The following is a 25,868-nucleotide window of genomic DNA, read 5'->3' as shown; positions in this document are numbered from 1 at the left end:
TCTGTTTTTCTTAAAAAATCACGGACACATAACATGCCCGTGATTTTTCAATACCTATTCGCCCATCATCTGTTTAAAAAATAATTACCTGAATCAATCCTGCTTTGCAAGATTTTCTTTGTCTACTTTGTAAACCATAAGACGAAGAAGATAGTATGGCATTCTTCTATTTCCAAGTTCCCAGTCCTGTACAGTTCTATACGGTATCTCGAAATACTCAGCAAATTCGCGTCTGTTCATTCCTGTAGACTTTCTTAATTCTAATAATTCTTCACCTGATGTCATAGTCTGTGTCCCTCCTGTATCATTCCTATGTGCATTCTTTCTGAAAAAAAAAGAATGCTTTCATTCAATATTATTTCAAAATTCAGCACAAAATAAATTCTACAAGAATCCAACCCTAACCTCATGTATATTCTACAATATAACGGTCGGCATGACAATAGAATTTGTATACATAAATTAAATTTTATATGCGTGTCCTTTAGATAATTTAAACATTTTGTCCATTGACTTTATGATATAACCGGAAAATAATGAAATTAATTTTTTATATTATACATTGATATGCATGGGATACCTTTAACATTACCAATCAGGGGACGCTTCCGCTCGTTTTCCCGCTGTGTAACTTCGAACTAACCTCGGATAAACCTCGGTAAGGTCTCAGTTAGGTCTGCAACGGTACTAAGATGCCGCTAATGCGCCATCTAAGGACCGGCGACCTCAAATGCCCCTGTATTGGTAAGTTAAGATATCCCAACGCATAATTCACGCAATATAAAAAATTAATTTCATTATTACACAGGGGGTGTTATGTATGTTGAATAATCGAATTATGAAGGAAAAGCCATCGGACGAGGAAATGAATACACGGTTAAAGGCTTTGCAGAAAAAGCTGGCGGCGCAGACGCTGGCTGTCCGGGAACACAAGCTTCCGGTCATCGTTCTGGTAGAAGGCTGGGGTACTTCCGGCAAAGGCAGTCTGGTCGGACGGATCATCAACAATATCGATCCACGTTTTTACCGGGTTGCATCGCTGGAAAAGGTCAGAGAAGAGGACAGGCGGAAACCATTTCTTTGGCGATTTGTAAAAGAGATACCGGAAGCCGGCAATTTTGTCTTTATGGATTCCGGCTGGATGGATCAGCTTACGCGTGAATACGCACACAAAGAATTGTCAAAAAAAGACTACGAGCTTCGAATTGCCAATGTTCGGAGATTTGAACGACAGCTGACCGATAACGGCTATCTGGTTGTCAAATTCTTCCTGAACATCTCGAAAAAAGAACAGAAGAAACGAATCCGGACGCTTGCCGATGATCCTGCAACCAAATGGAGAGTGACCGATACTGACCTGGCACAGAACAAACATTATGACAAATACATGGACATCTTTGACAAATTCTTAGATGCTACCGATTCTTCCCGCGCGCCATGGTATATCATCGATGGCTGCTCCAAGAAATGGGCGGAGCTTCAGGTTCTGGAAATCCTGACCGAGGGAATCGATGTTGCCCTACAGAATCATTCACTGGCAGTTCCGATCCCGCAGAATGTATTCCCTCTTATGGACATGCCGAAGCTGTCAGATATCTCTTTACAGGACAAGACGATATCTGATGAAGAATATTCCATACGTCTGAAAGAATTACAGGGAAAACTTCGAGAGCTGCACAACAGCATTTACCACAAAAAGATTCCTGTCATCATTGCATACGAAGGTTGGGATGCTGCCGGAAAAGGCGGCAATATCAAGCGTGTAACGGAAGCATTAGATCCTCGCGGTTACGAAGTATTTCCGATTGCAAGTCCTCTTCCGTATGAAAAATCCCGACATTTTCTCTGGCGTTTCTTCACCAGGCTTCCACGCTCCGGTCATGTAGCTATCTTCGACCGAACATGGTATGGCAGAGTCATGGTAGAACGGATCGAAGGATTTTGCAGTGAAAATGACTGGAAACGTGCTTACAACGAAATCAACGAATTTGAAAAAGAACTGTATGACTGGGGTGCTGTGATCATCAAATTCTGGATACAGATTGATAAAGACACCCAGCTTGAACGATTCACGCTGCGTCAGAATACACCGGAAAAACAATGGAAGATCACAGATGAGGACTGGCGAAACCGTGAAAAATGGGATCAATACGAAACAGCCGTCAATGAAATGCTGCAAAAAACAAGCACCACCTATGCTCCATGGCACATCATCGAATCAGTCGATAAAAAATATGCCCGGTTAAAAACCCTGGAGATCATAGTTGATGCTATAGAAAAAGCTATATCTTAATGAATCTTTGTCTTCTGGTAGTCGATCATGACATCATAGATCCGTTCACAGTTGTCATGGTCGTCAAACCGGAAGAAATCATCGGCACGTCTGCGGTACTCCGGTTTCATCTCGCAGTTATTCTGCATATAAGAGATCAGAACATCGATCAATTCGTCGTTGTCCTCGCAGATCTCGCCAAATCCCATCGTATCATAGTGGAAGGTTCCTTCCTCATAATGCTTCGGTATATCGTGATGGTGCAGGTAGACCACCGGCTTACGCATATAAGCGAAATCGAACTGAACACCGGAGAAATCCGAAACCATCAGACTGGATTCCCGGAACACCTTCTCATAATTGACACCGGAATGTCCATGAACGGCAACCGCCGGAATGATCTCTACCGAAGGATTCTTATCAAAATCATCGATCTGCGGGCTGACGATCGGATGCAGTACATAGACGATCTTATAATTATATTTCTGTGCCGCAGCGATCAGACGCTCATCATTAATAAGGCTGTTATATACCTGATAATAGGTTGTCTCCTTAAAAAGTGGATTGTAGTCACGGCTCACACCCTCATTCTTTGTAACCGGAACTGCTGCCTGCATCCGCCAGGTCGGGGATAACAGGATCTGCCGTTTATCTTCATTTATAAGTCCATCATAACGCGGTACTCCGGTCAGCTTCAATGCATCATAACCCTCATAGCCGTAGATCGGCTTCGACAGATTTTCAATCTCATATTTGGATGCACAGAAATACAACCGTGTATTATCTCTCAACCGGTTCTGCGCAACTGCGATCTTCTGGATAGACATACCATGCTGGACACAGGCTACATGGAAGTTCATCAGATCACGGATCAGTGCCGAATTGATCGTACCGAAATCATTAAATGCGTAGACGGTAGAGTTTGACACGATCACCATATCCGCATACAAAAATGCATACCGGTGCTTGATGCTTCTCCGTTTGACCGGCTTCATACCTTCGCGTTCCAGACGTGCATAATCTTCCGATGCCCCATCTGCCAGATAATAGCATTTGATGCCATCCTTCTTGCTTCTTGCATATTTGTACATGTATTCTGCGGAGTCCCCCGCCTTATATATCTTATCAAAAAAGAGCCAGATCGGACGATGCTTTAAAACCGGCTTTGCCTTTAAGAACGCCCGGACAATGATAAACTTAATAACCTTCTTCTGTCCGGTTGCAAACATATCCCGCCATAACGTCAGTTCTCTGCCTGCGATCTTCCCATGCTTTACCGGATCAACCTTCATGATATTGGCTTCTGTCTTATACATATACAGCTTCTTATTGATCTTCCAATAGCTGTGACGGAAACGGTCACACAAACGGCTGAAATGAGAATCGAATTCCAGAGTGACCGGAAGATCCTCTACCGACATTCCCATCGTTTCACCATTTTCAAAGACATCCGCCCGGACTCTTGTTACATAAGCCAGTTCTGTTTCCTGTCCATATGGAAGCTCCACCCGGATCGTAAATGCCCGAAGCTTGAAGATCGACATGCCAAATGCTTTTGTATGTGCATACCGCTCATTATATTCTGCCGGATAGAAGCGGTCACCGACCAGAACACCAAACTCTGCTCCATTCATCAAAAGAATAGGCGATAACCGTCCTCGATCGTAAGCTCTGTGTGATCCTCCATATCTTTATTGTCCATAAACTGAATGTCCGCCGTCGGCTTCGTAAGCTCTCCAATCTGGATATCATTATAGCTGTAGCAGCCATCTGTAAAATCAAATTCCAGACCGGTGTCCTTATACTTTAAGATCAGCAATACCCATACCAGGCAGTCTTCATTCTTCATATCCACATGGTATCCCTGATTCTCACAAATGATCGAATCATCTATATAAGAGAGCACTTCCCCAAGCCTCCACAAAAAAGCCTCGCCGTCGGTCTCTTCAAATAAATGCTTGTTCAGGTTATCGAGATTTGCCTGGATCATATATTTTACAATGAACAGTGCATGCTGCATAACAAGCATCTGCAGGGTTTCCTGATGGATGGACATTTCCTTTAACCATTCGATCAGCTGATCAACGGTATCCTTATACCATGCCCGGTCATAGATTCCTTCAAAAAAGGTCTTATCCCCTTCAAAGCTGTTTTTCAAAGTATAGCCAACACCATCGATATAATAGAGTTTCTCATCCAGACAGGCTCTTGCCTGAACCGCAAGCAGCCATTTTAATACCGGAAATGATCCCTTTACCAGAACGTCCTCCAATGTATGCGCAGGGCTTCCGAATGTCACATTTGCATCCTGTCCGGCATTCTGTATTCCGGCAGAACTACCCTGTATTCCGGCATCTGCGATCTCCATTAACTGATTTAACAGGCTTCCCTTAAACACCATACCGAATGGTGTAAATCCGTGCAGGAATCTTAAAATCTCCGTAGAGATCACCCCATTTGTAAGCTGCTCATAGACACCATGAAATTCCTGATCTCTGTCCAGCTTCTGTGCAAGCCAAGGCGCATGCTTTCCTTTCTCGCGATATGCGGAAAACGGCGCATACATAATTCCCTTCTTGCTGTTCCTGCTCGGTCCGTATTTCTTCGGCAACAGAAAGATATCTCCGTTCCTGTGGTTATCAACAAAGGTCACGATACGCGCAAAATCCTCCTCTGAAAGGATATCGCCCTCTTCCATCAAAAGGAACATCCCCTGCTCATCAAATTTTCCATGTATACTGAAGCTGTCCGCTCCGACTACGATCCTGTTTACCAACTGTCACTTCCTCCTGTTTTCTTTATCCCAGACTTTCCTGTAATGCAAATAACTGCTGCTACCATAGAACAGATCGTCCCCTGCAGCAGCAGTTTCTGCTTATTTCTTCCAATCTTTATCTTGTATACTCCATGCTCTTCATCATACGGGTATACATTTCCTCAAGACCGATCACCGGCTTCCAGCCAAGTGCCTGAAGTTTATCTGAATTCAATCGCATATTTACATCCGGTGCATAGCCAAATGTCATGGCACTTTCCGGTATGTCAAATACGACCTTGATCTCATTATTTGCCAGTTTCTCTGCAACCATCTTTGCCATATCTCCGATCGTGATGTGTGCTTCCGGATGTGCTACGGTATAGGCTTCACCATCATTTCCTTTTACAAGAAGGAGTAAGATACCCATTACGGCATCTCTGGTATAGCAGTAGTTGCCAACGGATTTTCCGGCTGTGTGCAGAACAATATCCGTCTTATTCATAGCAGCCTTTGCGAACTGTGCAAATACACGATTCTCTTCATAGCTGATACCTGCGCCAAATGTCTGTGACAGTCTTGCAATACGAACCGGCAGCTTATACTCACTTGCGTAAGAAGAACACATACATTCGCAGAGACGTTTGCCCTCCGGATAACAGCTTCTTGGATTGTGGATATCAATGTATCCCAGATCATCTTCTTTTACATATGGCTTTTCAGGATCCGGTGCACCAAATGCTTCCATTGATGATATATATACAACACCCTCGGACTGCTTCTCCTTACCAAGGTCTAACATATTCTTTGTACCATTTACCGCAGTCATGATCGTCTCCACCGGATAGTCCACAAAGAACTTGGATGCTGTAGGGCTTGCTGCATGTATGATGTAGTTGATCTGTACTTCTGAGATCTTCTTGCCATTTGACAGGGTTACAGTCTCATCGGTAACCGGATTTCCAACATCGCCGATCACATACACCAGCTTATCCTTTGCAAATTCATCATAGATCTTGTCTGCCTTTTCTGCATTTCTGACAAATGCATAGATCGTGATATCAGCATTCTTTACTTCGTTCATCTTAAGCAGTGCCTTTACGATCTGTGAACCAACCAGTCCGGTTGCTCCTGTGATCAGGATGGATTTACCGTATAATTTCTCATAATCTCCACCTGCATTTGCAATATACAACAGGTCCTCTTCTAAAATCTTATCTTTCATTTTTATTTCCTCCTGAATGATTTTTATTTATTTTCGTCTTGATATGGAAAACACTTGTACTATTCATGTTGTCCACCGTTTACTCTGTTCCTTATACAAATATCTATATGCTTACTCTACCTGATACATTTTGATAATGTGAGCTTTCCGGTCTTCTTCTGGCGGAAGCTTCATATAGTCGCCGTAAAGGGATGTCAGGTAATAGTCTGTACAACCCGGTGCGATCAGCTCTCTGCCGCCAAACGTCACCTTCACAGGCTTCACATATTCTTCTCTCGGCATCTTTTCCTGCGGACCATAGCCACAGGCAATGCCTCCTACATATTTGCACGATTCAAAATCATACTGCGTACATAGCCGTATCAGCTTCTTCACGGTCCGCTTCTTGCCCCATATCAAATGCGCAAATGGTTTCAGGATCGGCTTCACGATCTTCTTGACCAGATTACCGCCCCGCCCTGTCTTCATCTTCAGATATTGGATGATGCGGCGATACCAATGTGCCTTTTTATAGATCCGTTCAATCTCGGCATCATCATCCGGCAGTCCGTCCATCGGGAAAATATCCATCCATAGATAGATGTCGTATTTGTCTTTCGTATAATATTTGTCCAGCCTTGTCCTCGTATCCGCAAGCTTCGTATACGGCTCATCCAGATTGCCAAGGCTTGCTGACAAAAACTTATGCTCCGGCAGAAACGGCTGCTCTTTGATCACTTCCTGTAATCTCTCATAATCCGGTCGTGGCATCAGAATATCGATATCATCATCCCACGGAATAAAATCCTGATGTCTGACTGCTCCAAGCAGCGTGCCGCCGCACAGATAATACCGCAGCCCATGCTTCTCACACAGATCATGGAACATGAACACCATTGTTTTCTCACGCTCATGGATATCCTCAAGCGTCAATAATTTTCTCACGTTTTCGTCTCCTCTTTTATGTATATGCCTGCATTTGCCTTCTATATACCCTTAATATCCTTATGAATACCCATTAAAAGTCTCCTTATAATATCAAAAGGGCCTCTGTCTGATCTCCCTTACAATGTCAGGAGCTCTTCCGGGCGGCTGATGATATATTCCGCGCCGGCTTTTTCAAATTCCTCACGATTTCCATATCCATACAGAACACCGACCGTATCAATTCCGCAGGCATGTCCGCCATCAATGTCAAACATCCGGTCACCGATCATCACGGCATCCTTTTCATGTATCTGTGTCTTAACCTCTGGCTTGGAATCGTCCATCATGACTGCCTCTTCCCGGTCTGCCTGTGGCATATCCGTACCTTCCGCATCGGCTTCCTTCAACCGCTTCAGGCACTCTGCGATCAGCACCTGCTTGTCCGATCCGGTTCCATCCGGATTGCTTCCTACCACAACATCAAAGTACTGTGCCAGATCGAATTTCGCCAGTATCTTCTTCGTTGGTTCTGTCGGTTTGGAGGTCGCCACTCCGATCTTCGCGCCTTTTTCTTTTAAATCCTTGAGTGTCTGTGGAATGCCATCATAGATAGATGTCTCATACAGACCTGTCACATTGTAGCGTTCTCTGTATTTGTCCACCAGCCAGAGTGCCTGATCGTAGTCAACATGACATTTGGAGGTAAAGGAATCGTACAACGATGGTCCGATAAATGTCTTTAACACTTTCTCCGATGGCTCCGGCAGTCCGGCTGCATCCAGAGCATAGCGGATGCAGTTGAGAATGCCCGGCTCGGACTGGCTTATTGTGCCGTCCAGGTCAAATAAATAGTATTTATACATAGTGTTGCCTTTCTATCCGTTCAAAATTCACGCCACCATTGTAGCATAGATTGTTTTTTCCCTCAACAACATTGATGTAATCTTGGGTTATAGGGGGATAAACAGCAAAAATTACCGAAAGTTACATCCAGACATACCATTTGTTACATTGGCAGTCTTTTTCCTCTTTTTTCTGCTATGCTGTTCCTGTCGACAAAACAGGCGCCGGAAATCATGAGGAATAAAATTTATGTATAACCAAAACAACAATCATCACCTTAACAATCAACCGATATCAAACGAAAAAGTTACCAACTACAACCATGCCAGTCAGCCAGCCAATGGTTCTCCAATAGACATCCACCAGCTTTTTCCTGCCCGCACAGAGCAGGAATGTCTCGCGGAGCTTCGGAAGCATCCGCGAAGTTACTTTGCATATCAGAACATGTCGCCAGAATGGAAGAACCGCTTTCTTGGATTTATGGAGGGTACGAAAACTCTGCCTTTAACCTACGATCCATTTTTCAAGAAGCTGTTCAACCCGGACATCTATCCCGAGCGGTTGTCCAGTCTCATCAGCAGTATCATCGGCACAAGGGTGACGGTTCAGTGTATCCTGTCAAACGAAGACAGTATGCTGCCGTCCACCTCGCTCCTGCTTCTGGATATCCTTGTCCAGTTGGAAGATGGCTCAATCGCAAATGTGGAGATCCAGAAGATTCCCTACGCTTTCCCGGGAGAACGTATGTCCTGCTACTCCTCCGATCTCATGCTGCGTCAGTATACAAGAGTGAAAAGCCTGAAAGGAAACGCCTTTACCTACAAGGATCTGAAAACGGTTTACACGATCGTGATATATGAAAAAAGTCCGGATGCATATCTGACTGATGCATTATCCGATATCTACCTGCACCACGGCAGAACTGTTTTTGATACCGGAATCGAACTGAAGCTTTTACAGGAATTCTATGTGGTTGCCCTTGACGTTTTCTGTGAAAGTAAGTATGCTAAAGATATTAATGAATTAAATGCATGGCTGTCATTACTGACTGCCCAGTCGGTTGACGACCTTGCTGCACTGGTATCTGACTATCCATGGATGGAAGCTATCTGTAAGGATATGTCTGAATATATGTATGATCCGGAGGAGGTAATCACCATGTTTTCAGAAGCACTTCGAATGTTAGATGAGAATACGGTTCACTATATGATCGATGAACTACAAAAGGAACGGGATGAAGCAGTAGCTGCTCTGTCTGAAAAAGATGCCGCTCTATCCGAAAAAGGCGCTGAAATTGCGGCTGTTCTTTCTGAGAAGAACGCAATGCTTTCTGAGATCGCAGCTTTAAAAGCACAGCTTGCCGCCCTCAATAAATAAACTATTTTATAACAATAACACATAAAGTAAAAACGCCTGCTGGCTGTATCCATGGAATATACGATATTCCTTAGGTACAACCAGCAGGCGTTATTCTTTAAACACATCCTACCTGTTTCCTTCTATTTTATTATTTCAGCTTCCATGTCTTGACATATCTGATGAAGCTCTTTTTTCAGATTTTCTGTGTATGTTTCTGCCAGACTCTGTACATACTAGTGGCATAAAACTATGATTTGAGGGTTGTATATGAAACAATTTAAACCATATATTCCGGCAGACCGGGTGATGCCGGAGCTTACGCCGACATCTGTGATCCTTGGGATCATTCTGGCAGTTGTGTTTGGTGGTGCAAATGCATATCTTGGCTTAAGAGTCGGCATGACTGTATCCGCTTCGATTCCTGCTGCCGTTCTTTCTATGGGTATTGTGCGCATGATCATGCGCCGCGATTCAATTCTTGAAAATAATATGGTTCAGACGATCGGCTCTGCCGGAGAATCTCTGGCTGCCGGAGCTATCTTTACGCTGCCAGCCCTGTTCATGTGGGCAGATGAAAATCCCGACATAAAACCTCCATCTTTTCTGATGATTGCATTTGTCGCCATCTGTGGCGGACTGATCGGTGTTCTGTTCATGATCCCACTTCGTACCGCTCTGATCGTAGAAGAACATGGTACACTTCCATTTCCGGAAGGAACTGCCTGCGCTGAAGTACTGCTCGCCGGAGAAACCGGCGGTCACAAATCCACGCAGGTATTTTCCGGGCTTGGTATCTCCGCTGTCTATAAATTTATTGCTGATGGTCTGCACTTGTTTCCAAGTGAGATCGCATGGACGATTCCTGCCCATAAAGGATCGGGCTTCGGCATGGATGTTCTCCCTGCACTGGTCGGTGTCGGCTATATTTGCGGCGCAAAGGTTGCTTCGTATCTGTTAAGCGGTGCTGTACTTGGATGGTTTGTTATCATGCCTTTGCTCGTTCTTGTTGGAGGTGACAACATCCTGTTCCCCGCTTCCGTTCCGATCCGCGAACTGTCAGTCGATCAGTTATGGGGAAATTATGTGCGGTATATCGGCGCAGGCGCGGTGGCAGCCGGCGGAATCTTCAGCCTGCTAAAATCATTTCCGCTGATCGCATCCACATTTGCCAAAGCCCTGAAAGGCTTCGGACATACAGATGGAAATTCGCGAACATCCAAAGACATTCCGCTTCCTTATGCAATCGGCGGTATCCTGATCGTAGCATTTGGTCTGAGTGCATTTCCGGATATTCCGATCAATCCGGTCACATCCATTCTGATCATTATTTTTGGATTTTTCTTTGCAACCGTATCTGCAAGAATGGTCGGTGTCGTCGGCTCGTCGAATAACCCCGTGTCCGGTATGGCGATCGCAACCCTGCTATTTGCAACGATCCTGTTAAAGCAAGCCGGCATAACAGGATACCGGGGTATGACATCTGCCATCTGCATCGGTACTGTTATCTGCATAATTGCAGCCATGGCCGGAGACACCTCGCAGGATCTAAAAACGGGGTATATCGTCGGTGCAACCCCATATCTGCAACAGATCGGCGAACTGATCGGATCGATCGCATCCGGTCTTGCGATCGGTGGTGTTCTCTATCTGCTGAATGCCGCATGGGGATATGGTTCTACCGAGCTTCCTGCTCCGCAGGCAACCCTTATGAAAATGGTCGTTGAAGGTGTTATGAATGGCAATCTTCCATGGGGACTTGTTATTGTCGGCATTTGCATTGCTGTCGTTGTCGAAATCTTAGGTATCCCGGTTCTACCATTTGCCATCGGACTGTATCTGCCGATTTACCTGACAGTTCCGATCATGATCGGTGGTCTGATCCGCCTTTTCATAGAGAAACGCCGCTTTGCCAATGAAGTTTCCCGCGAAACCGTCCGCAATAATGGTATCCTTTTTTCCTCCGGTATGATCGCAGGTGAAGGGCTGGTCGGAATCCTGCTTGCCGTCCTTGCCGTATTCGGCGTAAGTGATCGGATCAATCTGGGACTTATGGGATTCCATCTTGGAAAATGGGGCGGCTGCCTGTTCTTCCTTGCCCTGCTTTTCAGTATGATCTACATGATCCATAAAACGAAGGATAAACAATCATCCAATAACACACTTTAATATCTTCACCCGGAAAGGATTTATTCTCTCATGCAAAAATATAATATACAAAATGTCATTGCAAAACAGAACCATAATCGTAAAGATACCCTCTCGCAATTTTTTATAAAAAGATCAAAATCCGGTTTTCTTTCCCATACTGCAAACTATATGGACAAAATCCCCTGCATCAATCTGAATTATACATGGGAACAGTCGCCCGATGGAATTATTGTGATCGAGATGCCGCATACCGGTTTTTATCACAAGATCGCCCAGAAATATTTTCACAAACCAAAGAAAAGCCATATCAGGCTTGACCGATATGGCAGTACCTTATGGGTTCATATAAATGGCGACAACACGGTATTCAATCTGGTATCCATCATGGAAGAACAGTTCCCCGAAGAAGCTCCTGATATGTTAAAACGTGTTATCGCCTTTCTTGAAACGCTGGAGAGAGTAAGGTTTATCTATTTACTGTAACCCTGTGCTGAAATATCCTTTTTCCTTATCTACATTATAAATGGCATAGCAGTCAAGGGCATCCGGTATCGGGACATTGTAATAATGAAAGCCCAGCCAGTTCTTCATTCCATCCGGCATATCTGCTGTCGGTGCACCCGGAAGATACACTGTAAATGTCGTTCCACCCGCAATTCCGTAAAGCTCTGTAAATGTGGTTTTGTATCCGTTATCATTTGCAACCACTTTACCGATCTCATCATCATACTTTAAAGTGTCCAGCTCCATTGTGTAAGTATATTTATCAACCTGTTTAATATTCTTAAATGATCCGGAACCGCTGGACGTTGATCTGCCCTCATAATTGCTATCATAATAAGATGCCGTAAAGGTTCCGTCCGGCTTGATATCCATACCGGCTCCCCATGCACCTACTCCACTCGTCAGAATAAATTCTTCCGGCAGATCCTCAGGCAATGTCACTGCTACCTCTCCGGCATTTCCGGCAGAGATTTCTTTCTTATCGGCAGATTTCTCCTGCTTTTTGTCAGATGCCGTTTTGTCCGTTTTTTTCTGTGTGATCTTTCCCAGATATTCCATAGCCTCATCATAAGTCATAGCGGTATCATCCAGCGTACCAAGAACCTCCTTGGCTTTATCCTTGCCCTGTCCATTGTACATTAATAACGTATGAAAATTCTTCTGCAGCTTCTCTACCTGAGCATTATACTTATCCTCTGTGATCTCAGAGCCGTTCTTTTGACATGTGACAACAGTTGCTGAATAATCGTCATTCGGACCTTTCTTTCTTGTCCAGGTTGTTGACTTCTGAAGCATGCCGGAATCATCTACCGTGAATTTGATATAACTGTCTGTATAACTCTCATCTCCGAACCCACTATATGCATATAAGGTTCCCTTTTTGGTTGTAAACAGATAGTAGCTGGTTCCGGAAGCAGCATTTATATCCCAGCCACCATATTCTTCCATATCCGTTCCAAAGATTCTTTTTGCTTTTGTTCCGTCAAAGCTATAAATATCCATCTGTGCAATTGAAGCTTCGTTCTGTTCTGACCTTATCAGGATCATCTCCGGCACATCATCACCTGTCACATCGGCAAACGTGATTGGAGTCTGTTCTTCCTTGGCTGTCTTTGTCGAATAATCATACTCATACTGCCAGTAATAATTGTCGATCTGTGTCTTATAGGATTCAAGTACCTCTTTGTATGCTGCTTTATAAAGACTTTCATCGATAGCTGCCTCTGTAGTTATCTCCGTTGAAGTTTCTGTAGTAACCTCTGTGGTTGCCTCTGTCTCCGCTGTCACTTCTGTTGTAACAGTATCATCATTTGCTTCCGAAGCGGCTTCTGTTGTCGCATTCTGATCTTTCTTCTTATCCTGTGAGTGCTTATATGCAAATCCTGCTCCGACCGCACCTCCTACCAGGGCAACGGAAGCGGCTGCGATCACGATCTTGCCTGTTACCGTTTTTATAAATGCCTGCTTTCCAACTGTAGCTGCGATAGCCTTTCCGCCTTCTACTGCCCCCGCAGCCGATCCGGCAGCTCCTGTCTGTGCTGTTCCTCCGGCTACTTGTCCAGCAGTTTCTCCTGCTATCTGGGATGCTCCTCCGGTCATCTGTCCGGCGGTTCCTCCTGCTATCTGGGCAGCCCCGCCTGTAACATTGCCCGCCATCTGCATAGCACCACCATGAATGATGCCGGCTGCAACATTTCCACCAAGACCTGCCATCTGCTCAAATACATGCGTAACGATCATATTTCCACGTTCTGCCATAAGCAGATATACAAGAAGACACATCGGTGTGTAGCTGTAAAGCTTGTAGCCCTTCTTCTGAAGCTCCTCTGCCTTTGCCTTGATATTCTTACGTCCATAATTCAACCTGGACTTTACGGTATTCTCCGAACAACCCAATATGGTCGCGATATCCCTGATGCTGTAGCCCTCCAGATGGAACATCAGCACACAGACCCTCTGTTCATCCGACAAGGAATCGATCAGCTCATGCACCATATCCTGTGTTTCCTGTACCGTACATGCCATTTCCGGCTGTGTGCTCATATTCTCATCTTCCAGATTGTATTCGAAGACATCCCCTTCATCATTTTCATTCTGCAGATCAGAAAACAGAACTGCCTGCTTCTTCTGAAGTGCGTTAAGCGCTGTATGTGCTACGATCGTACTCATCCATCCCGGAAATGCATTTGCATCCTGCAAACTATCTAATCTGGCAAATGCCTTTATATATGCATCCTGCAGGACATCCATCGCATCCTGTTCATTCTTCATATATTTCATTGCAATGTATAGCTTATTCCTGTATGTGTTCTCATATAAGAATGTAAAGCCTTCTTCCCGTCCTGCCTTCGCCTGCTCCACTGCCTGTGTATAATCGACACAGCTGCCACAAAACGGACAGTTGTATTCATTCCCCTGTAAATCATTTCCACATGTTCTGCACTTCATGTTATCCTGCTCCTCCTGCTTTTTATCTAATCTCTGTAATTATTGATTCTTTTTAACCATTATTTATCTGGACTGCCTGTCGTGCTCGATCCGTTCAAATAATTCTTTCTTTTGCTCTGGATCGTCCGGCAGCTCCTTTCGTTCTTTTCTTAACAATGCAACAAACGTGCACACTGCCTTCCACACATCCATATATCTCACCTCCTGTTTATTGGACAGATCAGGTGGGTAAAAAGTTTTAAGTTTTTGGATATTTTTTGCTTTATTATAGCATACCACAAAATCAGGATAACATTATATTCTATTTCTTTATCTTTACAGTCTTATATTTGCTCCATACAGAGTAACATTTCTTCTCGCGGGAACCTGCCTTTACATAAGAACGGACACGAACATAATAAGTCTTGCCTTTTTTCAGATCCCAGAATGTACAGTTATTGTAATTCTTAAATGGCGCATCATATACTTTCTTATTCTTTTTAAATTTCTTATCCGTTGCGATCTGGATCTGATATCCGGTCGCCTTGTTCTTGCACTTCCATGTTACCTTTAACTTTCCGGATGAAAGATTCTTTACCTTGTTTACAGTGGTCTTCGGAACATCTGTAAATGTCGTCTTAAATGTATACATTCCGGCATAATTTGGATCAACACTATATGGCCAGCCTTTGGTCATCGTGATGTAGTAGGTTCCCTTTGGCAGGAAAAATGTGTATTTTCTGGTTCCCGGTGTAACACCCGTCTGAATATAGTGAATGTCACCATTCGTATTCTCGATCACAACATTCATTTCCTTGATCTTGCTGTTGATCTGAATGTTCATGTACTGGTTCTTTGTCATCTTCATCTTATAGATATCTGTTGTCTCGTTAAATGCAAACTGTCCTTTATAGGTCGTACCTGCCTTATAGGTAAATGCCATCGTTTTCTCATCGTTCTGTGACAGCCATGCCTCGGAACGTGTCTCGCCGGATGCCTTGTATGATGCGGTAAATGTAAACTTGCAGCCGGTATAAAAACCTGCACACAGTGATAATTTATAATCACCTGCTAATAATTCTGCCTTATAGCTGCCATTTCCTTCACTGACTGATGCTGTATAGATCTCATTATCATACATATCGCTGACTTTTATATAATTAAGCCCGGTGTGTGTCTTTCCAATTCCTTCCGTCGCAATCGCAAGAGAAAATGTACCGGATTTCTTCATCGTAAATGTATACTCATATGTATTCTGTGCATCCTCCAACTCGCCACTGTAACTCTGTCCCCATACGATCTGCTGTGGACTGTTTAACACCTCTGCGGATACCTTTCGTGCAGGACTTACTGCACACATCATCACCATTAAAATTACTGCTAACATGATCTGTTTCATTTTTCTACTCATAATAATCTGTCCTCTCTTTCTACATTCTTTTTACTCAACTACTTCAACATCCATCATCTGCTCTTTGTATGCCTTACGGATCGGGATGATCGGCAATCCGATAAAGACCATGATCGAGATGAAGAAGGATACCATACCTGTAACGATGTCATATGGAAATGGTACGATGAGCCAGCCCCATTTTGCTATCTTGCCTGCCATTCTCACCGCAGTTCCAAACCCTCCGAAGAAGTAGGAAACAATGCCTGCCATAACTCCATACCCCATCATAGACATCGGGATCCTGCCACCAAAAATACCGGAAAGGACAAATCCTAAAACGGTTAAACAGGTTGCTCCCAATGCGATGTACTGTGCGATTTCGATTCTTTTCATTTTCTTCATTTTTTATTCTCCTTTTCTTTATCTGAGGAGCATTTTTTATCCGGAAATTCATCCATAAAAAATGCAACCTCTGTATCGTTTCACCTATATGACACAGAGGTTGCAAAAAAGTTTTATATTTTTTGAAATTTTTTAAAAATTTTTTCAGACACCATTTTTTAAGTATAATCGGAGAGTTTTTGGAAATACAATCGGAGAGATTCGGTATTTTCAGTCGGAGAGTTTTTTTATAGAATGAACTTTCTCTTATAAAATAAAATGCCTTCGACTGATTCTTAAAAAACAGCCAAAGGCACGCTAATAATTTTTTATTATTTGCTCTCTTTAAAATATTTCAATGCATCTGCATAGGACATTTCACATCCGTCACTTACTCCTCCTAAATTTCGACCTGCCATTATATTTCCTGACGAATCTCTGTTAATATCTGCCAACTGATCATATATGCCATAAGGAGCTGTCGCCGCCATGTTCTTCAGAACCTCACTATCCACTTCTTGATATATTTCGTCGCGTTTTGTCTGATATTCCTCCCAGGCCACAGATATACCATCCCGTTCTGCAACCGGCACCGTTTCTTCATCCCCCACTTGTTCTGCATGACAGGTCCAGACAATCGGTTGTAAGCTATCTCCACGAGAAGTAGCCACATCGAATTCTATCATCTTATCTATGATACCAATCTCTGTATCATCACTCTGTCCATCGCTGCAAAGTATGTACAACCGGCATCCATGACCTGAAGTTTCGTTAGCATCAACTATGACATACGGAGTTCCTTCCGCTCCCCATTTGTCCCGGTTCTCATCTGACCTTGTATCAAGTTCTCCACTATAAACCTGTACTGCTTCATTATCTATATATGTATATACATGAAGATCCGCTTTATTCGGATCTGATTCATCCTGTGCCGCAAAGATCAGTTCAGGAGTATCATCTCCCATAATATCAACAACAGTAATCGCTCTGGCTTCTCCTACCAACGTCGGTTCGTTCTCCCGCACCTGTGAAGTCTGCCAGCCATAATCCTGAATTTCCTGTCTATATTCCTTCAGCACCTCTGTATATGCATCCTGCCAGGTGTTCTGGTTGTGATTGTATATTGCTACACCGGCTGCTCCTCCTGCTACTGCCACTCCGGCTGCCGCCATTGTGATTTTTCCTGCTACTGTTTTCAAGAAGGTCTGTTTTGCCGCTGTAGCTGCTGCCGTCTTGCCTCCTGCGGCTGCACCTGTTCCCGCTGCCGACCCTGCAGCTCCGGCGACTCCGGTACCCCCGGCTGTGGCTGCACTTCCGGCAACAGATAATGCGCCTGCGGCACCACCATGAATCAACCCGGCACCGACTACACTTCCAACACCTGCCAGCTTGTCGAAGGTTCCTGCTACCAGCATGCCTCCACGCTCTGCCATCAGCAGATAGGTAAGAAGCGCCATAGGTGTGTAGCTGTACAGCTTGTAACCCTTCTTCTGAAGCTCCTCTGCCTTTGCCTTAATATTCTTCCGTCCATAATTCAATCTGGACTTTACTGTATTCTCTGAACATCCAAGAACTGTCGCAATATCTTTTATACTGTATCCTTCAATGTGGAACATCAGCACACACATTCTCTGTTCATCAGACAATGATCCGATCAGCTCCTGTACCATTTCCTGTGTTTCTTTCGTTGTACATGCCATCTCAGGCTGGGCTGTCATGTTCTCATCTGCGATCGAATATTCAAATGTCTCTCCATCCTGATCTTCTCTCTGCATATCCGAAAAATTCACTGTATGGCGATCTCTCAATGCATTCCTTGCGGTATTTGCAACGATGGTACTGAGCCATCCCGGAAATGAATTTGCATCCTGAAGACCGGAAAGCCGTTCAAATGCTTTCACATAGGAATCATGCAGAACATCCATCGCTTCATCCTCATTCTTCATGTATTTCATCGCAATATACAGCTTATTCCGATATGTCATCTCATACAGATAGGAAAAGCCTTCTTCCCTTCCGGCTTTTGCCTGCTCCACCGCCTCTGTATAATCAACTGCCGCCCCACAGAACGGACAGTTATATTCATTTCCCTGCAGATCATTCCCACATGTTTTGCAAATCATTTGTAGCCTCCCACACGCCTGTTTTTTCATTTTTGTATACTTTTAATAGAAATATGTCAGATCCGTTTTTTCTGTTTAGCCTATTATAGCCTTTACTGCACTAACATCCAGATTTGTTATCTCAACAATCTGATCCAAAGAATAGCCTTTCTTATGCATATTTAGTACAATCTCTGTTCTTGCCTTCTCTTCACCTTTAGCTTCACTTTCTTCCTTGATACCCTGACTTAAATTACACATAATACTCACTTCCTTTTCTACCACGTCTCACCGTCTCTCCAGATTTCATTGTAACGTAGTTCACAGGGGATAGCAAGATGAAGAAAATAAAGGCAACAAAAAACTGACATGAGGATCAGGTATCTTTCTTCCGAAAATATGATGATCCATATGTCAGTTTTTGTACTTATTTATGTAGGGTTGTATTTATTATTATTTAATCTTAACAGTCTTAACCTTACTCCAAGAAGAATAATAATATTCATCCGGAGTACTACCATAATTATCAATCTTCACATAAGAACGAACACGAACATAATATGTTCCTTTTTTCAAATCAACCATATACATTCCTGTATATTCATCCTGCTTTGTCTTTTTGCCCTTTTTAAACTTTTTGTCTCTTGCAATCTGGAACTGATAGCCATTTGCCAATGAATTTTTCTTACACCGTATATACATCGTCTTATACTTATTATCCGGTTTTGTTTTAGTAATAGTTGGCTTTGGTATTGCTTTTGTAGAAGTTCTAAAGGAATAATTACCTGTATAACAATAATCAGTTGCATAATTCATGCTTCCTCTAAAGCTGACATAATATGTTCCTTTTGGTAAAAATACTCTGTATTTATGGAGTCCCGCTTCTATATCTGATACACTAACACTCCGGCTACCACTTGTATTTGCAAAACTGACATTCAGTTCACGAATCTTACTGGAAATTGTCAGATTTACATACTGGCTTTTTGTTACCCTCATCTTGTAAATATCTACATCATCATTCAACGCCAACTGACCTTTTACAGATTTGCCAAGCTTATAAGAGGTTGCTGTTCCCATCTCATTGTTCTTTGCCATTGTGCTTTCTGATTTGGTTTCCTTAGATGCTGTAAATGATGGTGTAAATGTGAAATTACAACCACTCATGCCATCATTCATACCTAGTACTAATGTATAATTACCAGCCAGCAAATCTACCGATATGCTTCCACTTACTACATTATAAGTATAATATACTTCTTTTTCTGTTTCATCTAAAATTTTCACGTTACTAATATCGGTAAACCCATATCCTGCATTCGATATCTGAATTACAAAAACAACCTTTCCGGACTGTTTCAGAGAAAATGCATACTTATAACAAGTACTGGTCTCTGTACTGCCACTATACGAACTGCCCCATTTCAGTTCTGGTCCCTCTGTTGTTCCTGCTGCAGATGCCTTCTGCACTGGCATCACTAACATTACGAATGCTGCTGCCAGCATTACAATTAACCCTTTCCATAAACTCTTGTTTTTCATCATCTTTCTTCTCCTTTTCATTTTTTTATTACAACAAATATTTACAGATGCAAGAGAAATATTTTATTTTCCTGCCTTCTATTATATAAGACAGGGGCAAATGGAAAAAGGTTTTAAAGTTTTCAAATTTTTTAAAAATTTTTTTCACCTTGACTCATACTGTCCAGATAAAACGAAAACGCCGTCTGTAATATTCCTACCACAAACGGCGTCCTTTGCTTTTACTGTTATTTTGTTATTTTGTTACCTTGACCTTGGAAGATAAGCCTTTGCTCTTAAACAGCTTCTGATAAGAGGAAACCTTCTTCTTAGGTACCTTGATCGTTGTAACCTTGGTTATACCCTTAAACGCATTTTTAGAAAGCTTCTTTGAGGTTATCTTTGAAGACTTAATTGTAATTGTCTTCAGCTTCTTACATCCGCTAAATGCCTGATCTCCAATCTTCGTTGTCTTCGCCGGAAGCGTAATACCGGTAAGAACTTTGCAGCCCTTAAATGCATATACTCCGATCTCCGTTACGTTCTGTCCCATAGTAACGGTTTTAAGTTTTATCGCTCCGCTGAAAGCATTCTTGGAAATCTTACTAACATTGCTTCCGATTGTAACCTTTGTTACCTTCTTATTATTCTTGAAAGCACCCTCTGCGATCTGTGTTACTTTGTATTTCTTACCTCTGATCTTCACGGTTGCCGGAATGCTGACAGTCTTAGCCTTTTTATTTACAGGTGCTTTATATGCAACTGTTTTCTTGGATGTGCTTATAACCTGAACCTTTGCAGCTTTACTGTCATCAGAAACCACATCCCCCTTCTTGAGCGGTTTTACTATTGGTTTTTCCGGTGTTGGCTTCACCGGTGTCGGTTCCTGAAGTTTTGCGATTGGCTCTGTTCTTGTCTTTTTGCAGACACTACAGGTATATGTCTTTACACCCTCTGTCTTTGTAGTTGGCTGTGTTGTAACCTTTCCTTTATCCCATGTATGTCCGGTTGCCTTCAGTTCTTCTATATCTATAACCTCATTACACTCGGTACATCTATATGTGATAGAACCATTTTTCTCACAGGTTGGCTCAACTCTTGTTCCATTATCTTTGATATGTTTCGTATGTGGTGCCTTAACCTTGATTATTACTACATATTCGTCAGATGTATATGCTCTTTCTTCTGTATAAGATGTTACTGTAATTGTAGTCTCACCGCATCCCGTTATAGTAACTTTACCGGTCTCATCTACAGCAGCAACCTCCGGATCAGCCGAAACATACCGTAATGCAGAGAGCTTGGATTCAAGCGCTGTATCCTTTAAAGCCACATCCAGTGTAAATGCACTATCGCCAAATACCTTCTCATAAGTCTCCGTACCGGTTAATTCAAGTCTGGTAGTTGGAAGAACCGTTACTGCAATCCTCTTTGTTGTAGTGCCCTTACCTGTACTTGCAGTGATAATGGTCGATCCCTTGCCTAACGCAGAAATGGTAATTCCATCACAAGCAGCTATCTCTTCGCCGCCTTCTGCAACCTTATAGTCAATAACATCTGTTGATCCATCGTTAAGTTTGGCATCGATCCAGATCTTCTCGCCCTTATAAAGCGTCACCTTATATTCACCGGCTGATGCATCCCACGCAAAATCATCAGAATCGGAAGTGATCGTAATACTGGTTCCCTTTACATACTTTGTTAATGTAACATTTATGGAATGTGATAATTCAGAATCTGCATAGTAGTTTACTGCACTATCCTTAATTGTTACATTAACAGCGATTTCTGCTGTTCCTGCCTTTGAATAGGATGTATCATAAGCAGTCGTGATAACTCCGTTTGATACATTTGCCACGATATTTGACTGATCGGATATCTTCTTATAAGATACAGTATATTCATCTGCTGCAAGGCCTTCGATCTCGCCAAATTCTATCTGAAGCTCATGCTTTACATCATTCTGAACTGTAAATTCATTTGATCTTACAAGTGCATCGATATCCGTAAGCTTCGCTTTTGCAATTGTAAATGTTGCTTCCTTACTGTTTGTAGTATGAATACCATCACCCTTGATCGTAAGTCTACCGGTACCGGCATTCACATTCTCACCATACTCTACCGTATACTGATCGTCCGGAACAACTGCGCCATCGATTGTAACTTCGATATTTTCCTTATCCGGTGTCTGCTGCGTTCCATCATAGGTATATTCGCCATTTACTGCTACTGCTGCCTCTGCAAGATCATAGTATAAGGTTGGCTGTGTGATCACTATTGTATACTGGATCACTACTGTTTTTGCTTTATCTACATATATATCTGCTACATATGTTGCCTCAACCGCATTCTGTCCGACTACCTCACTTGATACAAAATCGATCTGACCAACTGTATTGGTAAATCCCTGTACCTGAAGACGGATCTTATCCTTCAGTGCTGAGATATCACCGACATTCTTACCTAATGCAAACTTAACAACATGCTCCTCATTATCTACATCTGTAGCAACAAATGATTCGCCGCCCGCAGTAAGTGTGGTCTTTCCCTTATTTAAGCCTGCAAAATCAAATACAGTTATCTCATAGGATGCTGTAATATCATCACTGTATCTGTCATCTGCAATATACTGAAGTGTTACCGTCTGTGCAGAAACGCTGTTCATATCATAGCCTGTAACCTTCAGCTCTTTATCAATATCAACCGGTGCAGTCTTCTTATTCTTATATGTCTTTACTACCTTCAGACCATTCAGATCAAACTCTGCCCCTTTGGCAAATGCTGTCTTATTTGGGAAACGTTCGATGCTGATCGATTCTACGGTTGATTTTGCTTTTACTGCAAATTTTATCGTCTCACCACGATATTCAGATACCGATAATACTACATTGTACTCTCCTGTTTCCTGATTCTTTGTAACATAACTGCTGTCATTTATAATGGACTTGCCATCCAACAGGATATCTGTGATCTGGAATCCGTCATGTGCAACAATGTTATTAATTGCATATGTACCGGTAGTAGTATCCTCTAGGCTGGACTCATCAATGATCAACTGATTCTCTGCAAGATTACCCTTTGCATTGTAGGTTACACCATCATCAATATCCAGATCAAGGTATACTGCAATCTCCCCCTCTTCCGGAGTCTGATTCTTTCCCTTTGTGATAACACCATTTCCGGTATATTTACCATTCATAAAGAACTTACCGTAAATATTAGCATTTTCTTCCAGATTAAGAGAACCGTTCAATACAATGATACCATATTCGGAATCCATCGCCATTGTTCCCTTAACTGTTAAAGTACCATTGATGATTAACTGTGCATCACTGTCAGCTGCCCAGACAAGCGCACCCGGAAGTACATTATCATGCTGTGGATCAACTACAAGTTCAACGTCCTTAGGAATGATCAGCTTGGATGATGACGGTAATTCTAATGTTGTTCCTGCTTTAATATGTGTACTCTTGCGAATGGTTGCTGTTCCATAAACCTCATATGTCTTTCCTACGAACAGAACAGAGTTAGAAACAGTTCCCAGAACAGGAACATCCTCTGCCTTTGCTCCACAGATATTATCACCGATAATTGTAATATCAGAAGCAGATGAGCCATTCAGTGCTCCTACTGCAATACCATTTTCAGCACTGAGGTTGACTGTTGCATCTGTTAAGACATTTACGTTCTTAACATCTCCTGCATAAGCACCGATTGCCGGACCATTTGCAGCAATAACTATAAGCTTTCCTTTTGTCTCAACGACCTCGCCGATAATATTAATATCCCTTGTCTCTGAATTCAGACCGGCTCCGATACCGGCTCCATTTCCTCTTGCTCTGATACTAATAAAACCTGTATTTGAAATATTAATATTTGTTGCCTCTGATACAGTATCTGTTGCTCCGGAACCAATACCGGCTCCGTTTTCTGTACCATCGACAGTCAGATTTCCTGCATACTCTAAATAAATATTGATATTATCAACGGATGCATTCTTACCGGAACCGATACCGGCTCCGTCTGTTCCTGCTGTTACCGTTACAGCTACATTTCCTGAAATGTAAATATCGGAGGCTGCACCTGCCAGACCGGAACCGATACCTGCTCCATTTGCTCCACCAACTGCTGTTACAGTTCCACCTGATATCATAATATACGATACCTTTGCATTTGCTCCCGAACCAACACCGGCTGCATCTGTGCCGCCTGTTGCTTTTTTTACAACACCGCCTGTTACCTTAATCTCTGTTGCTTCTACATCAGATCCGGAACCGATACCGGCTCCACCGGCTCCACCGGTCGCTATTACAGTTCCTCCTGAAATGGTAATACCGGAAGCAAGCTTTGCTTCATCATTTATGTAAGCACCGGAACCAATACCGGCTCCGCCAATATTTTTAGAACCGATCGTTCCACTTCCCGCTGTTGCATTTACGATTCCGCCTGCAATCTCGATATTGGCAGCATCAGCATTTGCACCGGAACCGATACCGGCTGCTCCGTTTGCACCAATTGCTGTTACGTCTGCATTTTCTGAGATCCGGATGCCATCAACCGGCATATTGTACTGAGAACCGATACCGGCTGCTCCATATGCTGCATAGCTTTCATTTGATGGCTGTGATCCCCTTGCTTTTATAATTACATTTCCATTTATCTCAATATTTGAAACAACCTTTAAGGTTTTGTCTGTACCACCACCGATACCGGCTGCTCCATATGTCGCATTGTTACCGGCAGTTGCATTTATAGTACCTTTCGTCGTAGAAGTCAGTACCAGCTTACCGCTCCATTCTTCTGGATCGCTGCATAAGCTCCCGATGATGTCAGATTGTTTGTTCCGTAAGCAGTGATCGTCACGGTCTTACCCTCTGCCGGATTTACTGTGATCGCTGCCCCCTGAGTATTCCGTGTGATCGTCAGACTACGGATCGCAAGATTCACATCAATATCCCCTGCTGCCTTGATCTGACCCTTCATAACCTTACCGGATTTTGTTCCGAACAGGATCATCTCCTTATCAGATTTGATCGTAAGTCCATCCGTCTCCGAATAAGAATAGTCATCTTTTGTTGCTGTTTCCGCTGTGCTCTTTACTCCAAGCCAGAGTCCATCCTCCAGCTTCGTGTATTTGTCATAGCCATATGGATCAGCGATCGTATTTGTAAATGTACCATATGCTGTCTCCATACCGGATTTTGACACCGCATATTTTGTAGTATTACTTCCTACCTGATACATACCGGTATTATCATATGAGATCGATACGCCGGATGTCTTTGACTCTACATATCCCCTATGATATTCACCATCAAAAGTAATCCTTATATCATTTGGAATCACATAAGGTGCTCTCTTACAATAAAGATAAATATATGCACCTCCGGCATTTTTATTGAGATCTCCATCAATCTTGTTCCAGTTGCTGTCAACATTCTCGACCCTCTCTGCATTCTGGCTTTTAAGACTGCTTCCTGAATTTCCTCCGGCATACTGCAGCTTTTTATCAGTGTCATTCCAGATACCAAGTGATGAGATTGGATCTCCAGCATTCCTGTCCTTTGTTGCATAGATGTAGATATAACCGGATTTTGAACCTACACCATCATTCAGGTCACCCGTCTTTCTCTCAACGCTATATCCGTCAAGACTGCTTGAAGTACCTGAATTATTCTGCCATACAGACCATATCCTTGTATATGCCTGTGCCGGATCTGTGGTCGTCTTTACCCAGATGTATTCATCTGAACCTTTACCATATCCCCTGTTTACATTTCCCGCATTTCCATCAATAGACAGTCTTGTATATCCTGCATAATTGGCACCAAATCCACCGGATTTAATATCACAGATATACAGTGTCTGACGTGTCGCCGCTTCCGACTTTATATTCGGAAAAAAGTTACCGATACCTGCAACCATTGCAAACACCATAGTTGCAGCCACTACCACTGACATGAAACGCTTCACAAATTTAATTTTCTGTTTCAATCTTATTTCCTCCTTTTTATTTTTTTATATAAAAGAGC

General features: G+C 42.9%; 19 protein-coding genes. 4 read left to right on the top strand and 15 right to left on the bottom strand.

Annotated features, from left to right (window positions below; all coding sequences use genetic code 11):
• Positions 1 to 93: 93 nt before the first annotated feature.
• The gene (locus tag DXA07_RS01735; protein WP_008402480.1) at positions 94 to 285 is read right to left on the bottom strand and encodes a transcriptional regulator; all 192 of its coding nucleotides are present in this window, start codon (positions 283 to 285) and stop codon (positions 94 to 96) included.
• A gap of 535 nt (positions 286 to 820) precedes the next feature.
• Here DXA07_RS01735 and pap point away from each other — a divergent pair.
• Positions 821 to 2,293 (top strand): polyphosphate:AMP phosphotransferase, encoded by a 1,473-nt coding sequence (gene pap, locus DXA07_RS01730; protein ID WP_117822373.1) that lies wholly within the window; start codon positions 821 to 823, stop codon positions 2,291 to 2,293.
• Here pap and DXA07_RS01725 read toward each other — a convergent pair.
• The 5 genes from DXA07_RS01725 to DXA07_RS01705 form a co-directional block, all read right to left on the bottom strand.
• On the bottom strand, positions 2,290 to 3,906 hold the full coding sequence (locus tag DXA07_RS01725; RefSeq protein ID WP_118483078.1) for a CDP-glycerol glycerophosphotransferase family protein: 1,617 nt from the start codon (positions 3,904 to 3,906) through the stop codon (positions 2,290 to 2,292). The two genes, pap and DXA07_RS01725, sit on opposite strands and share 4 nt — an antisense overlap.
• Positions 3,906 to 5,048, bottom strand: a complete 1,143-nt coding sequence (locus DXA07_RS01720; protein ID WP_118483076.1) for a hypothetical protein — start codon at positions 5,046 to 5,048, stop codon at positions 3,906 to 3,908. Before DXA07_RS01720 ends, DXA07_RS01725 begins: the two co-directional genes overlap by 1 nt.
• A 115-nt stretch (positions 5,049 to 5,163) precedes the next feature.
• Positions 5,164 to 6,252 carry an NAD-dependent epimerase/dehydratase family protein gene (locus DXA07_RS01715; protein ID WP_021944663.1) on the bottom strand — a complete coding sequence of 363 codons (1,089 nt, stop codon included), beginning with the start codon at positions 6,250 to 6,252 and terminating at the stop codon, positions 5,164 to 5,166.
• Positions 6,253 to 6,363: 111 nt separating this feature from the next.
• The gene (locus DXA07_RS01710; protein ID WP_118483074.1) at positions 6,364 to 7,176 is read right to left on the bottom strand and encodes a LicD family protein; all 813 of its coding nucleotides are present in this window, start codon (positions 7,174 to 7,176) and stop codon (positions 6,364 to 6,366) included.
• A 119-nt stretch (positions 7,177 to 7,295) separates the two neighbouring features.
• Positions 7,296 to 8,021, bottom strand: a complete 726-nt coding sequence (locus tag DXA07_RS01705) for an HAD hydrolase-like protein (RefSeq protein ID WP_118483072.1) — start codon at positions 8,019 to 8,021, stop codon at positions 7,296 to 7,298.
• Positions 8,022 to 8,250: 229 nt separating this feature from the next.
• Here DXA07_RS01705 and DXA07_RS01700 point away from each other — a divergent pair, with 229 nt between their 5' ends.
• From DXA07_RS01700 to DXA07_RS01690, 3 genes are all read left to right on the top strand, one after another.
• Complete coding sequence (locus tag DXA07_RS01700) at positions 8,251 to 9,378, top strand: PD-(D/E)XK nuclease family transposase (RefSeq protein ID WP_243015395.1); 1,128 nt, start codon at positions 8,251 to 8,253, stop codon at positions 9,376 to 9,378.
• Positions 9,379 to 9,627: 249 nt separating this feature from the next.
• Complete coding sequence (locus DXA07_RS01695) at positions 9,628 to 11,526, top strand: oligopeptide transporter, OPT family (RefSeq protein ID WP_118483070.1); 1,899 nt, start codon at positions 9,628 to 9,630, stop codon at positions 11,524 to 11,526.
• A gap of 150 nt (positions 11,527 to 11,676) precedes the next feature.
• Entirely contained in the window at positions 11,677 to 11,991 is a 315-nt protein-coding gene (locus tag DXA07_RS01690) for a PqqD family protein (protein ID WP_173784022.1), read from the top strand.
• Here DXA07_RS01690 and DXA07_RS01685 read toward each other — a convergent pair.
• The 9 genes from DXA07_RS01685 to DXA07_RS01655 all read right to left on the bottom strand — a co-directional run bounded on the left by DXA07_RS01685 (position 11,983) and on the right by DXA07_RS01655 (position 25,830).
• Positions 11,983 to 14,460 (bottom strand): RNA polymerase sigma factor, encoded by a 2,478-nt coding sequence (locus tag DXA07_RS01685; RefSeq protein ID WP_117808058.1) that lies wholly within the window; start codon positions 14,458 to 14,460, stop codon positions 11,983 to 11,985. The two genes, DXA07_RS01690 and DXA07_RS01685, sit on opposite strands and share 9 nt — an antisense overlap.
• 63 nt (positions 14,461 to 14,523) lie before the next feature.
• Positions 14,524 to 14,652 (bottom strand): hypothetical protein, encoded by a 129-nt coding sequence (locus DXA07_RS13655; RefSeq protein ID WP_284467253.1) that lies wholly within the window; start codon positions 14,650 to 14,652, stop codon positions 14,524 to 14,526.
• A 109-nt stretch (positions 14,653 to 14,761) separates the two neighbouring features.
• On the bottom strand, positions 14,762 to 15,850 hold the full coding sequence (locus tag DXA07_RS01680; RefSeq protein ID WP_117808057.1) for a fibronectin type III domain-containing protein: 1,089 nt from the start codon (positions 15,848 to 15,850) through the stop codon (positions 14,762 to 14,764).
• Positions 15,851 to 15,880: 30 nt separating this feature from the next.
• Positions 15,881 to 16,234 (bottom strand): hypothetical protein, encoded by a 354-nt coding sequence (locus DXA07_RS01675; protein ID WP_117808056.1) that lies wholly within the window; start codon positions 16,232 to 16,234, stop codon positions 15,881 to 15,883.
• A 311-nt stretch (positions 16,235 to 16,545) separates the two neighbouring features.
• On the bottom strand, positions 16,546 to 18,336 hold the full coding sequence (locus DXA07_RS01670; protein WP_181986520.1) for an RNA polymerase sigma factor: 1,791 nt from the start codon (positions 18,334 to 18,336) through the stop codon (positions 16,546 to 16,548).
• 75 nt (positions 18,337 to 18,411) lie between these two features.
• Positions 18,412 to 18,576, bottom strand: a complete 165-nt coding sequence (locus DXA07_RS12955) for a hypothetical protein (protein ID WP_156782874.1) — start codon at positions 18,574 to 18,576, stop codon at positions 18,412 to 18,414.
• A 192-nt stretch (positions 18,577 to 18,768) separates the two neighbouring features.
• Positions 18,769 to 19,860, bottom strand: a complete 1,092-nt coding sequence (locus DXA07_RS01665) for a hypothetical protein (protein WP_118483068.1) — start codon at positions 19,858 to 19,860, stop codon at positions 18,769 to 18,771.
• 232 nt (positions 19,861 to 20,092) lie between these two features.
• Positions 20,093 to 24,400 (bottom strand): leucine-rich repeat domain-containing protein, encoded by a 4,308-nt coding sequence (locus tag DXA07_RS01660; RefSeq protein ID WP_118483066.1) that lies wholly within the window; start codon positions 24,398 to 24,400, stop codon positions 20,093 to 20,095.
• A 209-nt stretch (positions 24,401 to 24,609) separates the two neighbouring features.
• A complete protein-coding gene (locus DXA07_RS01655) occupies positions 24,610 to 25,830 on the bottom strand; it encodes a hypothetical protein (RefSeq protein ID WP_118483064.1) in 1,221 nt (406 codons plus the stop codon).
• Positions 25,831 to 25,868: the final 38 nt, after the last annotated feature.

This window comes from Clostridium sp. AM54-37XD (assembly GCF_003478225.1).
GTDB classification, from domain to species: domain Bacteria; phylum Bacillota; class Clostridia; order Lachnospirales; family Lachnospiraceae; genus Coprococcus; species Coprococcus ammoniilyticus.
Note: the sequence above shows the minus strand (reverse complement) of the source record. Positions and strands in the feature narration are given on the sequence as shown.